The organism is Stenotrophomonas sp. YJH_SMC_131, assembly GCF_059367975.1.
Genome location: NZ_JCAFRJ010000004.1, coordinates 87515 through 102402, shown reverse-complemented (window position 1 = coordinate 102402; position 14888 = coordinate 87515). Strand labels below are relative to the sequence as shown.

Below are 14888 nucleotides of genomic sequence, written 5' to 3'. Positions count from 1 at the left end.
ATTGATCCTGACTGGATCGCTGGCGGTCAGTCCCGCTACTGATGGGGCCGAAAAACACAGCCTGCGCCATCACTACCAACCAACTCGACATGGAGACCAGCACGTCCAACGATGATCGAGAGCTGTGGTCGCTCGTCTCTTCTCCCCGCGGCCAATCTGCGCCACTCCGCGCGGTCCAACCCAGACGGGGTGGGGTAGTCCTCCGGGTGGGTGTGCCATTCACCTAGGTACCGCACGGTGCCGCGGGAGGCGCGCCATCGATCAAGTGCAAGCTTGGCATGACCTATAGCGGAGCGATGGAAGAAGGTGCGCAGTCTCAGGTCCCAGACAGTTGGCTCGGTTGCCTGCTCGACGAGCATATGCTCTCCATGAACCGTTCCAAGCAGCAGTCCGCCTGACTCAGGAGCTTGGTCACTACCTTGCACGTAGCGGGCAAACACGTCCAGGGCGGCCGGCGAGACATGCAGTAGCCTGCGGCGATCGGAGCTGGACCAGTCATTCGTCATTGGCATGCTGGGCAACCGGGTTCAATGGGCAGTTCGCCATCCGGTGTGGCTTGTGTGAACGTACTGTCCAAGACCCGCGTGCGCAGCGCGGGAGAGGCGATGTCATTGACCCAGTCAAGCGCAGCGTCCAAGCCCAGACTAGCTGCTTGAACGGAGGCGGAGGCACTAAAGGGCACGTACAAACCCTCGCACCCGTGCCCGGCCAGAACGTTGGGCAATGGCTCTCTGGTCGAGCACATCTCTCCGCGACGCGTGAAGTGCCAGAGACATCGATAGCAGCCGCCCTGCGCCGTTCGAAGCAACGATCGCACGGCGACTCCAGGACCTTCAATCCATACGGAGAGCACTTGAGTCGGGCGCGGGTAGTAGTCCGCCAGCCAATGGCCTAGCGCCTCCTCGCCGGTCGCATCAAGGAGAAGGTGCTGATCTGATAGGTCGACGTCGCGAGCATCCAAGGTGATTGATTCTATCGATACGCCAGGTGCCAAGCGCTCCAGTTCATCGGCCATGGCTACGGCCTTCTTCTGAAGCAGGGAGGGAAACCCCAATCGGTGCCGCCCTAGGTTCTGTGGCACGAGCGTATCGAAATCGATCAGCTTTAGCGTGCCGCCCTGGGTTCCAGCACCTGCCTTCACCAGCATTTCGGCAAGGAAGCCGCCAATGGTCCCACAGCCGATTAATGCGATTGCCTTTCCGGCAAGCGTGTTGCGGCTGGGAATGTTGCGCTCGGCGATGTAGCGCTCATCGATCCTGAACACAGCAAAGGGAAGTACAGACAATCCCAGCGTCCGATCCCGCCGATCTGCCAATTTCACCTTAGGTGCGCGCGCATCTCGTTCATAAATGACCCCGAATGCATACGTCATCTTGGGGGAGTCGATCAGAATAAGGAGTGCGTTGAGACGATCTCGCTCACCCTGCTGGATGCGACGATGGATGCTTCGTCTGCAGCGACGGTCCAACTGGCCTTGCCACGACAAGAGCTCGCTCACCGTCTTTGGCGGCCAGGCACCTGGGACAGGGCGGGGCTGTGCAGTAGTTTTGATGCTGTATGTTGGTGTGGTTCTATCGGTTGGGTTGAACCCCAGCAATTCGGCCTTCTTCTTGGTTCGCGCAAGGTTGTTTGTGACGAACCAGATTGGGCGCTCGTTGCCATCCACGACAAAGCACTCCTTGCGCCCCTGGGCATTTCCGTCGAGGTCCGACAAGCAGTACGCGCCGTTCCAGTACGCGTAAAATTCCTCGGCAAGGTCTTCAACCATCTCCCCTCGCATGATCCGATCGAACACGAGCTGAGCCTGACGCAGGCAAGCCAGCGACTGGCCAATCGGGTCAAAAATGTCCAATGTCACTGTGCCGCTGGCAATGTAGCAAAGCATGCCCTTGGCATTGAGATGGGGGACCGCCCCAGGAAGATGGGTAGGAATCTCGAGTAACCGAACGCGAGGAAGTTCGAAGAAGTTGGGATCCAGTTCGATTTCGCATGGCACACCGTCCGGCTTAGCGTCCGAGAACAGGCGCCCAGAAACCCGGAACCATCCATTATCGGCCTTGCCGGCGAAGTCGAAGCCCTCGCGCCCAAAGGCCTCAATCACCTGATTAGGCGTCGCGCGGCTCACCCCGCCTTGCTCCGGCCGACGAGCTCGCTGGGTCCAGGCTGAGGCGAGGTAGCGCTGATTGTCGCGGCAACCGAGACCACCTTGATGCGCTCCTCATCGGCAGGGAATCGATCGCCGAATTCATTGCGCATCCACACGCAGGCCTGAGAAGGACTGGACGCATTTACGCAGCCGCGAAGCGTAACCTCAAGAGACTCGAAGGCCCGAGCGGCATCTTCCACTCCGCGCTTCCCCAAACGATCAGTCAGTGACTCGCCACTTTCCACCGGGTTCACCACCCCCGCCCGCAGGCGCGCCGGCAGCCCAGCTACGACGTCCAGCAGCGCCAGGTCATCGCGCCGGTCACGCTTCTCGAAAATTGGGGCTGCAGCTGCCATCAGGAGGATGGAGGAGGGCCCACCGCTCTCCCAGTGCCAGTCGCGAAAAGCTTTCAGATAGCGAATCACCCGACGGAACTGCTCGCCCTTATCGTCAACCTCCTGCAGGAACCACTCTTTGACGGGGCGGGGGTCTGAGGCCATCCAGTTGCATTTGCGGTGGGCCAAAAGCACCTTGTCGCGGGGCAGGGCAGTCCAAGCGTCGCGCTCAGCGAAGACGGCTGCCTCGGCGATGGAGTCGAATCCATATTTCTCCATGGACGCCTTGGTCAATGCCGCAAACTCACTGTCCGGGATGGCATAGAGGGGGATGTCGATGTGCGCAAAGCCGCAGATCACGATTCGTATGCAAGTGTCCTTGTTGTCCACAAGCTTCCACTTCTTCCGCTCGATCAACGGAGCGAGTGCTTGCTCCGCGGCCTCGAAGAAGATGGTGGACGCCACGCTCGGCCGCGTGCCCTGAGAGACGAAACTCATCGGCAAGTAGCAGCCATCATCAACGTCTGCCTGCTGCGGCTTTTTTGCCGGTGCGTTGAGCGTTTTGTACGCCCAGGAGCCTTGCGTGAAGAATCGCGGCTGAGGCACCGTATCGGTGTATCCACGTTCAGACAGAACGCGAGGAATGCCCGTACGCAGGCAGTCTCGAACCTCAGCGCGGGCGCTTGCAATGAGCGCTCGCTCGGCGTCGCTCAAGTCCAAATTGGAATGGAGGCACGCCTCATTGGCGACCGTGGTGTACAACAGCGGGCTGAGGTTGAGCATATGGGTTCCTATGCGTTCTTGAGATGGCCGTGGTAGAACACGGGCGAGGCAGCAAGGTGGTCACGGAAAGGTCTGAAAAGCGGATTCCCCAGTGCCCGCTGGGCTGCATGTTTGCCTCGATCCTTCAGGGTGTTGGTGGCACCGACGGACACGCGATCCAACGCTTTGATATCTCGGCACTGGTCCGGGGTAGCCTGGTCATCGATCTGCAGGTACTTGTTGCCGAGTGATTGCCGCAGCATGTAGTCCACCGAGGACTCCTGAGCAGAAATGACCAGGTCGAATAACCCACCCCGCCACTTGCCGAACCCACGATCCAGACTTGCATCGCCGCGCAGGGTGGCCCCAATGGTCATGGTCCCGATGGAGAGAACCCGTATCTCGGCCAGGCCGTCAGGTGCCAGGAATGTCCGCACCTCATGCAACCCAAACAATCCCGGGGCATTACCCACCAAGCCGCCATCTGCGAACACGCCCCGGTCATTTCTTGACAGCGGGAAGTAGACCGGTGCCGCAGCTGTCGCCATCGCCACGTCCGTCACGCGCATGCGATGGTCAAGTTCAAAGGTGGGATGGTGGGGAGTTTTGAAGAACTGGCCACGTCCCGTGGTGTAGTTCACTGCTGGGATCAGGACCCGATGCCTAAGATCGCCGATGGTCGTGGCCCCAAAGCGCTCGTCAAGCACGCCCTGAAGGCCTGCCGAATCGTGCTTGGCCGCCAGCCAGAATCCAAAAAGCCGGCGCGCAAGACTACGTCGACCGAAGATACGATTCCCCTGGTCCTCGAACATTCCTTTGAGCTCTGAGGCAGGGATCTCGTTGGCCAAGCCCAGGGCCAACATCCCGCCTGCCGACGTTCCGCAGATCAGGTCGAAATGTGCGGCGATGGGTCGCCCCAGTACCGCCTCCAGCTCAGCAAGTACCGTAGCCGTGTACAGGCCGCGATAGCCGCCTCCTGACAGTGCGAGCACGTGGTAGGTCGGGATGTCAGCCATGGTCATCAGCCCTTCGGCGGGTTGGGGTCATGGCCGTGACTGTCTTTGTCACGGATCTGACCGTTCGGACGGTGGATCACCAACTCACTGTGCTGGTTGCGGGCGATCTCGCGACCGGCGTCGATGGCCTCCTGCTGGGTCGGGTGGACGGAGGTTGCCCGCTGATTGCCGGCTCCGCGGACGGCCCAGCCATCCTGATGGGGTACAACATGTTGATTTTTGCGTGTCATAACGAGCTCCTGTTTGGGTGGTACGGACCACGTTGAGAACCAGCTTGCTGCGGGTACTGCAATGAAGCACAATGTGTTGCTTGTCCAGACAACGGCTTGGGAATGGCTAACCCCGTTCAAGGGAACGAGGCCGTTGTCTGGATGGACAACACGCTATCAGGCATTGAGCGCGAAAGCAACTCAGGCACCTAATATGGGTGGAAAGCCATGTGTGGCGTGCCTTTGCATTGATCGGGAGTCAAGAAATGCCGCAGACCGGTTTGGGCGTTGCCCTAAAGACGCTTAGAGAGCGAAATGAGATGTCGTTGAGGGAAATTGGTCAGCGCTCCTCAATCGACCATGCCTACGTCCATCGGTTGGAAACGGGTGAGAAGGACAGCCCCTCACAGGAACTCGTAGCCAAGCTGTTGGCCGTACTGAGGCCAAGTGAACGCGATGCGGGTATCGTCTACTGGCTGATGGACCATCCCGAAGCCGACGTCAACCTGGTCAATTACGTAATGGAAGACGAAGCTGTCAGCCTGGAGGTATTCTCGGCCGCAGCAGGAATGAAGCATCGAGGAACGGTCAGGCCGGACCCAGCCACTTTGATCGCAAGAGTGAGGCGGGCATTCGAGGACGATGACGAGGACGAGGACGACTGAGCATGGACGAGCAGTGGGTTAGGCAAAAGGCGCGCGGGTTCGTTGCCAAGGTGACGTTGCCGTCGGTCTTTGGAGATCTGACACCCTATCTGGATGCAATCAATGCCAAGCTCCGACATGAGGAGCTTGAACCGGGCGAGTCCGGGTACACCATTACAAAGCCGAATGGCCGTCACATCGTGACGGTCAACAGCGCTGAAACGCTGGAGCGCCAGCGCTTTACGATCTGCCATGAGATCGCCCACATCCTGCTGGAGCTTCCCTCTAGTCACGAAGAGGTGCCAGCTTGGTCTTACGCCAAGCGGCACCCGAACGAAGTGGCATGTGACACGTTTGCATCAGAATTGCTGATGCCCTACAAGCTGTGGCTGGGACAGGTGCCCTCAGACGACCCATGCATGGAAGTCATCGAGAAGCTCTCCGCCCAGTTTGGTACTTCTTTCCCTGCAGCCGCGTCACGATACGCGAGTCTCAGTCCGCGACCATGCGCCTTTGTCACCATGGAACGCGGTGCCATACGATATGCCTCACGCTCGACATCCTTAAGAAACATCAACGCCCGGGTCTCTGCTCGATCAACGATCCCGGCAGGATCGGTGGCTAGACGCTTACGTGATGCGGGATCCAGCGCCGCCGCCTCCGGCGAAGTAGCTCAAGATATCTGGTTCGACGACTGGGAGAGCGGCAGCACTTTGTGGGAGATCAGCCGCCACTTCCGGAGTCGCGATACCACAGTATCGCTAATTTGGTTTGATGAAGACGAGCTACCCGATCGGGAGCTTGACCGCTTCGGCGCACCCATCCAAGAGAATGAGGGGCTGGAAGAGCTCACAGGCCACCTGTCGTGGGACAGGAAGAAACGTTAATGATGCCTAGTAAACGGGCAGAGGCGATGATCAGGTCGATGGATTGATTCTAGGAAGCACGCCCTGAGATGAGACTTCCTGAGTCCACCACAATGCGTGATCATTGCCGAACCGTATGGATACGGCGAGAAATAACCAATGACGCACGACTACCTTGAGGCATTTCCGCTGCCCACGGATGTGATCCCTGAACAGCTCCGCAGGCTACTGACCCCGGTCGGCTTGGATCCGCGAGAAGAGGTGGAGATCGCGCGGTTCTACGAGTCACCCGACAGCACGGTTGATGATGAGCGACTGTACATGCAGATGGCCGTGGTGCACGGCCAGCATCAAGGCCCGCTAGATGTCTTCAGAGAGACGGGCGGCGGTGTGGTGAAGTTCTCCGTTCCAGTCGATAAGCCGGGTGCCGCCTCGATCTTCAACCCCTCGATCTCCGGTCATGACTACATGGTGGCCTCCTGGGGGAATGGCTCCTTCTATACGTTCAACCTGGCCGAGAAGGTGTGGATGACGTTGGGCCTCAGCCCGCGATGTATCGGCAATGATCATCAGAAGATGATCTACGATGATCTTGCGCTGCCAGAGGTCGGAATTGCTGGTGGCGAGATTTCCAGCGAGTACTACTGGAAGTCGAACCGGAGCATCAGATGGTCGATGAGAAACGACTATTTGCGCAAGTATCTATGGCTGCGGTCGGCGCGTGTCGTGCGCTCGTTCTACTACAGAGCGCGCCTTCCGGATCACCCGTCCGTTCGCGCGCTAATGGGTTCCGAGAGCCACATTGAGCGGAAGCCAGGCACGGGTCCGGTCTGGTACGAGCTGAATATTTCCAAGCACCGAGGGCATCTACTGATGCAGGTCTGGGCCTGTGTAGAGGCTGCAGATCCGAAGTTGTGCCCAGAGCTGAGCGTAGATGGTCTTGTGTGGCCGGGTATCGGTGAGCCGATGACGCGTGATCTGGCCAATTCGCTGATCTCGGGTCAACACATCTACCTGAACGATAGCTTCCTGGAGCGTTACGAGCAAAACGCGTTCTACGAGACAACGCCTTGCAACGTGGGCGGTGATTGGGACTGCAGCCCATCCTACAAGGGGCAATGGTCGTTTACGGATTGCGTCAGAGTTGGACGAAACCTGATCTCAGTGCCTGTGCGGCAGCTCTACAACGCCATTCCAGACCGTGAAATCCTTCATGCTCACAAGCATGCTTTGGGTCCTCAGGCCGTCGCGCACCTGGACCTTGGCGCGGAGCACATCGTCTCAAAGACACAGCATCTGCTGGATCAGATCCTGATGCTGGGTGAGAACTTGTCCGCGCTGGCGAAAAGCGTCGACATCCATCAGACGGCAGAGCAGCTGACCGGCTTCTCCGCGGAGAGGCTGAGGGCAGACGGATGGACGAACTACCCCTCCATCAGCAAGCTCGCACAGGTCGCTCCTTTGGCAATGACGCAGGAGGCCTTCCTTTCCAGATGCAAGCAGATTCACGAGATTCTCCAGAGAGTGCCCAACGGATTTGTCAAAAAGCTATTGATCAAGGCTGGTTGTCCCCAAAAGGATGTGAACTCGCTTGGACTACTGAAGTGCCTGCAGGCGCTTTTGAACGTTCTGGAGCGCATGAACACTGACCAAGAGTCACTGGAATTTTTTACGTCCAGCACCGAGCCTGAAGGGTGGAATGACAAGAATCCAGTTTTGGCACCGCTGTTCCTCAACAACGATCTTCGCATAGCCGACGCGCATCAAGCGCTCGGAAAGTGCATTGGCACCCTGCAAGACATGGGGTTTGATACGGCACACTTGAATGACGGCTACGGACTTGCTTTGGACTTCGTGATGGACGGCGTTGTAGGTTCTATTTCGGAGCTTAACGCGCAGCTAGCGCATCTTATCGACGCCTGATGGGAATTGTTTGCGCCATTTATCCGCCGAAGGTCAGCCAGCAGGTCCGCGCATGGGTGACCTTCATCGGTAAGTTGGGGATGTGGTCGGTGAGGGCGGCAGCTTCGCTGCACTGGATAACAGTTCCAGCTATCAGATCAATCCAAACTTGAGCGTTAACCTCCGGGTGAAGAGCCCCGCGTGGCATGAGTATGTTTACGTCTGGTACGACAGCGCCTTCCAGCGCCAGACACAGCCATGTTGTCGTCGTTGGCGTATCACATGAAGTTTTGCGGCGTCCCTCAAACGTCAGAACCGGTAGCCAGTAACCGTGAACAGCGAGGTCTTGTAGCGGTCGTCGCCGCCCTCGGCAGCGCCGCTGATGTACTGACCGGCACCCACGAACGGATCGTTGCGGCCGACCAGCAGTTCGCTGGAAACGTGCAGACGGCCGTGGGTCCATGCCGCGCCCAGGGTCAGCCGCTGGCTGTCCTTGAAGTTGGCCTCGTCCTTGATGAAACGTGACAGGCTGGCATACAGGTCGAACGGTTGCCCGCCGACCGTCAGCGGCCGGCCCACTTCGGCGAAGACGACGGTACCTTTGGTGGCGATGTTGTAGGACGCATCGAAGCCGCCCACGGTGATGACGTGGGTGTCGCGCGATGCCGGCAGACTGATGTCCTGCCGTGCGACCAGGACCTTGCCGCGCCAGGCCCCATTGCTGACCTTCACGCTTGCGGCGAGGGCGCGCCGCGTGCCGTCGCCCTGCGGCGTGCCGCTCTCGTCCTGCAGGCGCGAGTAGAGACCGGATACCGCGGCAGTCACCGTGACATCGTCATGCTTGAGCAGATCCCAGTCGACGGTGGCCGCCACCAGGTCGCGCTCGGAGGTGCTGGTGCCATTCGGTACGTAACTGTCGCCCTGCACGAACGCAGTGGAATAGCGCGCGCCATCGCGGCTGATGCCTTTGCCGTCCGGTGTGGAGGTGGGGTAGTAGCCCGCGACCAAGCGGTAGCCCTCGCCATCGTGGCGGTAGGTGATGCCCGGAGGTACTGTTCGGAACTAGGAGCACGCTAGTTTCGTTCAGAATCCACGCCGGCGTAGTCGATACCAGACCACCGGAGTTCCAGCGCGCTCCGTTGCTGACGGCCCAGACAAGCGCGGTAAAATGCGCAACGAAAGGGAGGATGGATGAATGCAGGGACGTACTGATCGGGATTGGGCCGTCGTGGCCGCAATGACCTTCTTGGCCGGAGCACTCGTTACCTGGGCGCTGCTGAGCAAGCATCCGCCTCAGCCTAGGCCAGAAGTAGTAGTTGATTGGCCGTCATGGGTGCAGGCTATCGGTAGCATCATGGCAATAGTCGTTGCCGTGGTCGTCCCATGGCGTCTCGCACTTCAAACGCGCGCAGACTTGGCCGAGCGCGACGCCCGCGATCGAGTTGAACGGACGGCAGAGCGCATGGCAAGGGCCCAGAGTTACGCCTTCGTCATGCTTCCGGAAATCGACCAGATAGGAGGACAGATAGCTGCTGCCCATCGGCGATGGAGCAGAAGTCCCTTCGCGGAAGAGGATATCAACGATCTACTGACCATTCCGGAGGGCATTACTGAAATGCTCCTTCAAATGCATGAGGTGTCCCGGGCAGGGAACGAAATACGATCGCTCATTGTGGCAGTCAACGATCTTAGGCATGAAGTGTCTTACTTCAACGACTACTACAGGAATGGTGGGGAGTATCGCGACCACGAAAACAGATACCAAGGCGTCATGAACGATCCCGGTGACATTTCATCTAGTTTCATGCAAGCCCAAGAAACTGCAGCGAAAGCCCGAGACGCTCTCGCATTGATCCTGAGGAGCAGCTAGTTCTCTAACGGCAACGTTGAGCGCGGCGATGCAGAGCTGCGTCACTGCTGATCCCGCATTCACAGCATCGCAGCAATAGCTGATCCAAACGTGAACTCGGGCGGAAAAGATACAGGGATCCGAAAACGCGTTAGCTACACATTGGGCAAGACAGCGATGTCAGTCTTTCAGTCGCTTCTCAAAATCTGCTATCAACCTTCCCAGCGACAGGCCTGTCAGACGAGCGATGTCGCGGAGTTCAACCACGTCGACCCTACGCTTGCCTGTCTCCACATCACTAATGAAAGACTGACTCCGCCCCAGCTTGCTTGACACTTGGGCCTGGGTGAGCCCCGCCGCCACCCGCGCATCGCGAACAGCCTCAATCAGTGCGACGTACTCTTTGCGATGGATGGACTTCGACACGGCCGCGCCTTAGTTGAGCGACCCAAGAAGCTATATCCAGTTCTCAGATATCTAAAAACACGATATTCTTGCGTCTGTGCAGCTTCGACCAGCTGCCGCAAAGGGCAATGGCAAAGCCGGGCAGGCTAAGCCGTTCGCCCTCCTTCACGCACCTCGGAGGGTCAGAGACCAATGCGCCCAACCGTCCTTGCCATGGATCTCGAAGGGACCCTGATATCAAACGCGGTGAGCCAGATCCCGCGCCCAGGGCTGCTCCAGTTCCTCGAAGCGGTCAACGAGCTGTTTGAACGCTTGGTGGTGTACACAACTGTGCCGGAGCCGACATATCGGAACCTCGCCTTACTTCTAGTGGCGGAAGGCTGTGCCCCAGCTTGGTTCGCTGAGCTGCAATACACGGACTGGGACAAGTCTACGAAGGACTTAAGACGTGTGTCCTCGGATCCGGGATCAGCGCTTCTTCTGGATGATTACGGTGCCTATGTGCACCCGGGACAAGGGGACTGCTGGGTCCAAGTACCTTTGTTTGGCGCTCCCTACCATGCGGACGATCGAGGCCTGGAAGTGGCGCTTGGTCTGATCAGAGAGCGTCTGGGTGTCAATCACCAGCCGGATCGGCGTTTCGGAAAAGACCCTTCGGAGCCTCAATCCTAAAGCTTGAACGCACCAAATGGCACGTAATCGCGGCCGAGGAGAGCCCAATGATGCGCACCAGTTTCAGTCACCCACTAGTGATCGCGGAGTTGCCGATAGGAGACAAGGGGGGCGCCGTGGGCGTGACATTTGCACCCGGCAAGTATCAGGAAATCGCCATGACCGGAGCATGGGCGAGAGATCTTGATATGGATATCTCTACAGTTCGCCGCTGGGGTGCCAAGCATCTGATTTCCTTACTGGAACCCTGGGAGTTCAGGGAGCTCCGTATCGAGGGCCTGCCAGAGGTCGCGGCAGGGAAGGGGATCTCTTGGCACGGGCTGCCAATCACGGATGGAGCAGCTCCTGATGGAAGGCTGCTCCAGCAATGGCCACAGCTTAGTCTTGAGCTCGTCGCTGACCTTCTAAGTGGACTAAGGGTCGTCATCCACTGCAAGGGAGGTCTCGGGCGAGCCGGAACAGTTGCTGCCATGCTGCTGCTACAGACCGGGAGGACCCTCGAAGCGTCAGATGCAATCCGCATGGTCCGGTCGGTCCGGCCTGGTGCAATTGAGACCAAGGCTCAAGAAGACTTCCTTGAGCATTGGGCCCATCGACTCCGTCATCATCCTCGTTGAGAGTGTGTCGGATACCGTGGTGAGTCCGGTTGCAACGTATCGGAAACTCAGAACCTCCACTGGCTGCTCGGCTCGAGCCAGTAGAGCCGACCCAAGGGCAGGAATGTTTCCATTGCGACATCTAGGATGAGCGGCTGTCGCCAGCCCTGGCTCGGCAGAAAGCAAAAATCGGTTGGCGCGATGGAGCCCGATTTAGCTCGTTCAATTAGCCAAGCCGACCTTCGGCCGATCTCCCGATCAAGGACTCGTCGGGCGATCTGCTCACTCAAGTCGTTCTGCAGACACTCTGAAGCGGCACTGCGCATACTTGCCCAAAGAACGTATCGCTTACGACCCAAGCTCAATGCCGCCCACTCTCCTTGACTGATTGAGCGCAAGTCGTCTGCCAGCGTCGAATCCAGCCGGTGCTTACGGAGAAGGTTTGCTAGGTACGCGCGCGCTTCAGCATCACCCAGTGCTACTCCCAGACTACGCTTAGCGCTAGAACTGCATTCACTAGCCCACCGCACGAGCGTTCTGGTCAGCACAGCTTCGATGTCTACATCAGGACGCAGCCAGGCAGGCTGATAGCTCCATGCCAGAGGCTCATACAAAGACCTGAAGGTGCCCGCCGCATGCCCAAATGGGACTCGATGCAGGACTCGCAACGTTGCAAGCGTATCCAGCGCATCAGAGGCCAACCCTCCAGAGGCAATCGGGGCGCTTAAGCTTCTTGATCGCTCCAGCGCACACCACGCGCACGCCAGGAATGGACCAATGGACCGAACGAATTCGTCCAGTTCTGGCCACGGCACGATGAGGGTCGGTTGGTTAACGACATAGGCCACAGAGCCCTCAATCGCGCTTCCAGCTGTCAGCGTATCAATCTCACTCCGGCCTGTCTATCTAACTTTCAGATATTCGAGGGAGGTTGAACCTGGAGGCCTCAATCCCGCTGATGCCCCGGCCTGGAGGGCAGGGGAGCAGTCAACTTGACGATACATCCAGTGGATCTAGCGGGGGCAGAACGTTCGCAAAGCTATGATGCAGTACGTGCATCCACGGCATTATCGCCTGATCAGGCAAAAGTTCCGCCATGATGATGATGGACAGCATGGCCAGAGCATTGCTGTTTTGGAGCACCCCAACTAGAAGCGGCTCCGGGTATCCGGTGAGTTGCCTGGCCAACGGGTGAATGCCGGCATGGAGGTATGAGTTCAGTCCTCCATACAGGTTTTCCCGGACCCTACCCAGAAGTTGCGACGCTCCCCGCGGACCTGACGTCTCGAGCTTTTTGAGCATCTCTTGAACGCCAGGAAGCTTTTTGGCTTCCTGTTGACTATGTAGACTCAGGGGGCTCAGCAACCGTTCTAGGTCTTGGGGACTCGCGGCATGAAACACCCAAGTCGCACGAACCAGCGCCTCATATTGTGGCCGGACCAGAGAAATTGCCGACTGCGGCAGGGTGCAGATCAGGGCTTGGACGGCCGAGGCGTGGTCTAGCGACATTTGGCACAATGCCATCGCGGCTCTGCATCGAGGATCCGACCCGGCGGCCACATCTCCCCAGGCACCTCGGATTTCGCTCAACAGTTCTGCCGAGCTCGAAAGCGTTGATGCTAATCCTTCGCCCGCCAGTTCAGACACGAAGCCCCCTCTAAAGGATGATCCAGCCTCAAGAATACAGAGTCCACTGGCTCACCCGTCAGAGAGAACGTCCGCAAAAAGCTAGCCGATATGCGCCGCCTTAGGGGTGACGATCTGACTCGGCTCTTGGCCGAGACAAAACGCCACGACGTACAGGCAACTAGCGCTCATTGGCAGACCCGAACCCATCCGGAGGGCCACCCCCCGTTGACCGTAAGTCAACGACACGCCTAACACCCTCAGCGTGTCGATGTGCCGCTGCAGGTCGTCGTAGATCTCAAGCTTATCGGTTTCAGAGTACAGGTCGTGGTACTCGCGATACTCTCGGTAGTAGTCGACGAGCGAAGCAAACTCGGCTGCCGCCTCGCGCGGTAGCTCAATGGCTGGCTCGGACAGGTCCATCTCGCAGGAGGTGACCAAGCTGGCCAGCTGGCGGCCCGTAGTCAGGGGCGACACAGCCAGGGTGACGTGGTCACGCTCGAACTGCTCTTGCGCTGCCTTCAGCTCCTCGTCCGTAGGCAATGAGAAGGGCTTGTTAAGCGCATCGATGTCATTGAGCTCGAAGGCACGGGCCAAGGCGCGACGGGTGTCGAAGCTGGCCGAATCGCCCTGTTCAACCCGCTGAACAGTCCGCACGTTAAGGCCCGAGATCTCCGCCAGCTGCTCTTGCGACCAATGGCGCATTTGGCGGAACTGACGGATGCAGGCGCCAACCTCATCAGGCGTCAACAGCCGGGGCGGGTTCGCGGTAGTCATGGAAGGTCACTCCGTCAGGGTAGGTAACCCAGAGTAAGAGGGCGGCGGGCCTGGCAACACGACAGTGACCCGACAGGTGTCCGACAGGGAGTTAAATGTCCAGATGCTTATCGGGACAGAATTTGCCCTCCTTTTCAGGAAACTGCCGAACGCGAGGCCACATACGCTAATCGGGCAGCCTGAGGAGTGCGCCGCAAGCCATCCATTGCCGCGACGCTGGCTCGCGCCTATGCGCAGACCTCGGATGCATGGGGCAGGGTGCCAAGATCATGGATAAGCCTGGATTTACTGACCAAACGAACACAACGCAGCATCTCGACTGGATACAGATCAAGTCGAACCATTACGTCAGAGCCAAAATCGATGTACACCGGCTTGGTCGCATTCAGCCAAGTGGTATGCGGTCTCATCCAACAGAAATTGCGATAACCGACGTCGGCCGCTTCGAACTTGGCGCGATCATCTACAAAAAAATAGACGCGATGCATGCTGCTGTTGGGCGAGCGCTTTCGGTCCTCCACAACTTCTGAAAGCTTGTGGTACATCCCTTGCGTGGTTCCGCGATGTGTCCGATGGGCGATGGGAAACCACCGGCAGTCCTGGGCCCAGGGTAGGGAGGGATCGGGGAGTATGTGGTGGATGGTGAAGTTCTTCTGGAACCGCCTGCCGTCAATGATCCACACGAGGTTTTGATAGAAGTCCTCGCGTGACTGGCGCTCTGCATCCGTCATCGCAGAATGCTGCACCTCCACGTAAATGCCACTGGGCGTCTTGACATCCGCCCGATGAATCTCGCCATCTGGCGCAACATGATTGATCTCATGGCACTCGACGGGCCAATGGGCCTTCCACTCCCGATGCCACTCTGTCTCATTCTCCCACCACGGATCACAGTTTCGCCGTCCGGCGTGGGCCCAGTGGTGGATGAGCTTTTCGCCACATTTGGCAATCATCGCCGCGCCACATGTTGGACAAGTTCCCCTGAGCCCGACGCTCGGAAGCGTCCGCTGCCCTTGTACCAATGCGATTTCCATTCCCTGATCGCCTCCTACCCAAGCTTCGCCTAGTGTACGGATGAGGCAA

At 58.6% G+C, this 14888-nt stretch carries 16 protein-coding genes; 6 read left to right on the top strand and 10 right to left on the bottom strand.

Annotated elements, in window-relative coordinates:
- Positions 1–35: 35 nt before the first annotated feature.
- The 5 genes from AC5P56_RS10055 to AC5P56_RS10035 are packed head-to-tail and all read right to left on the bottom strand — an operon-like array spanning position 36 to position 4489.
- The gene (locus AC5P56_RS10055) at positions 36–506 is read right to left on the bottom strand and encodes a Mov34/MPN/PAD-1 family protein (RefSeq protein ID WP_495231661.1); all 471 of its coding nucleotides are present in this window, start codon (positions 504–506) and stop codon (positions 36–38) included.
- On the bottom strand, positions 503–2125 hold the full coding sequence (locus AC5P56_RS10050) for a ThiF family adenylyltransferase (protein ID WP_495231587.1): 1623 nt from the start codon (positions 2123–2125) through the stop codon (positions 503–505). The genes AC5P56_RS10055 and AC5P56_RS10050 overlap by 4 nt, the downstream gene beginning before the upstream one ends.
- Complete coding sequence (locus AC5P56_RS10045; RefSeq protein WP_495231586.1) at positions 2122–3264, bottom strand: CBASS cGAMP synthase; 1143 nt, start codon at positions 3262–3264, stop codon at positions 2122–2124. Before AC5P56_RS10045 ends, AC5P56_RS10050 begins: the two co-directional genes overlap by 4 nt.
- Before the next feature lie 8 nt (positions 3265–3272).
- Positions 3273–4265, bottom strand: coding sequence for a CBASS cGAMP-activated phospholipase (locus AC5P56_RS10040; RefSeq protein WP_495231585.1), 993 nt, complete (start codon positions 4263–4265; stop codon positions 3273–3275).
- Positions 4265–4489 (bottom strand): DUF2188 domain-containing protein, encoded by a 225-nt coding sequence (locus tag AC5P56_RS10035; protein WP_495231584.1) that lies wholly within the window; start codon positions 4487–4489, stop codon positions 4265–4267. The genes AC5P56_RS10040 and AC5P56_RS10035 overlap by 1 nt, the downstream gene beginning before the upstream one ends.
- 245 nt (positions 4490–4734) lie before the next feature.
- Between AC5P56_RS10035 and AC5P56_RS10030 the strand changes: the two genes are divergently transcribed.
- The 3 genes from AC5P56_RS10030 (at position 4735) to AC5P56_RS10020 (ending at position 7901) form a co-directional block, all read left to right on the top strand.
- The gene (locus tag AC5P56_RS10030) at positions 4735–5133 is read left to right on the top strand and encodes a helix-turn-helix domain-containing protein (protein ID WP_495231583.1); all 399 of its coding nucleotides are present in this window, start codon (positions 4735–4737) and stop codon (positions 5131–5133) included.
- Between the two features lie 2 nt (positions 5134–5135).
- Entirely contained in the window at positions 5136–5999 is an 864-nt protein-coding gene (locus AC5P56_RS10025; protein WP_495231582.1) for an ImmA/IrrE family metallo-endopeptidase, read from the top strand.
- 138 nt (positions 6000–6137) lie between these two features.
- Positions 6138–7901 carry a hypothetical protein gene (locus AC5P56_RS10020; protein WP_495231581.1) on the top strand — a complete coding sequence of 588 codons (1764 nt, stop codon included), beginning with the start codon at positions 6138–6140 and terminating at the stop codon, positions 7899–7901.
- Positions 7902–8189: 288 nt separating this feature from the next.
- Here AC5P56_RS10020 and AC5P56_RS10015 read toward each other — a convergent pair whose 3' ends face one another.
- The gene (locus AC5P56_RS10015) at positions 8190–8888 is read right to left on the bottom strand and encodes a hypothetical protein (protein ID WP_495231580.1); all 699 of its coding nucleotides are present in this window, start codon (positions 8886–8888) and stop codon (positions 8190–8192) included.
- 187 nt (positions 8889–9075) lie between these two features.
- On the opposite strand from AC5P56_RS10015, the gene AC5P56_RS10010 reads away from it, so the two are divergent.
- Positions 9076–9750: a hypothetical protein gene (locus tag AC5P56_RS10010; RefSeq protein ID WP_495231579.1), complete on the top strand. Its 675-nt coding sequence runs from the start codon at positions 9076–9078 to the stop codon at positions 9748–9750.
- A 159-nt stretch (positions 9751–9909) separates the two neighbouring features.
- On the opposite strand, the gene AC5P56_RS10005 is transcribed toward AC5P56_RS10010, so the two are convergent.
- Positions 9910–10155, bottom strand: a complete 246-nt coding sequence (locus tag AC5P56_RS10005) for a helix-turn-helix domain-containing protein (protein WP_495231578.1) — start codon at positions 10153–10155, stop codon at positions 9910–9912.
- Positions 10156–10326: 171 nt separating this feature from the next.
- On the opposite strand from AC5P56_RS10005, the gene AC5P56_RS10000 reads away from it, so the two are divergent.
- Entirely contained in the window at positions 10327–10806 is a 480-nt protein-coding gene (locus AC5P56_RS10000) for an NIF family HAD-type phosphatase (protein WP_495231577.1), read from the top strand.
- 47 nt (positions 10807–10853) lie between these two features.
- The gene (locus AC5P56_RS09995; RefSeq protein WP_495231576.1) at positions 10854–11423 is read left to right on the top strand and encodes a cyclin-dependent kinase inhibitor 3 family protein; all 570 of its coding nucleotides are present in this window, start codon (positions 10854–10856) and stop codon (positions 11421–11423) included.
- A 966-nt stretch (positions 11424–12389) separates the two neighbouring features.
- On the opposite strand, the gene AC5P56_RS09990 is transcribed toward AC5P56_RS09995, so the two are convergent.
- The 3 genes from AC5P56_RS09990 to AC5P56_RS09980 all read right to left on the bottom strand — a co-directional run bounded on the left by AC5P56_RS09990 (position 12390) and on the right by AC5P56_RS09980 (position 14839).
- The gene (locus tag AC5P56_RS09990; RefSeq protein WP_495231575.1) at positions 12390–13049 is read right to left on the bottom strand and encodes a DUF6988 family protein; all 660 of its coding nucleotides are present in this window, start codon (positions 13047–13049) and stop codon (positions 12390–12392) included.
- An 81-nt stretch (positions 13050–13130) separates the two neighbouring features.
- Positions 13131–13805: a helix-turn-helix domain-containing protein gene (locus AC5P56_RS09985; RefSeq protein ID WP_495231574.1), complete on the bottom strand. Its 675-nt coding sequence runs from the start codon at positions 13803–13805 to the stop codon at positions 13131–13133.
- A 227-nt stretch (positions 13806–14032) separates the two neighbouring features.
- Complete coding sequence (locus AC5P56_RS09980; RefSeq protein ID WP_495231573.1) at positions 14033–14839, bottom strand: competence protein CoiA; 807 nt, start codon at positions 14837–14839, stop codon at positions 14033–14035.
- Between the last annotated feature and the right edge of the window lie 49 nt (positions 14840–14888).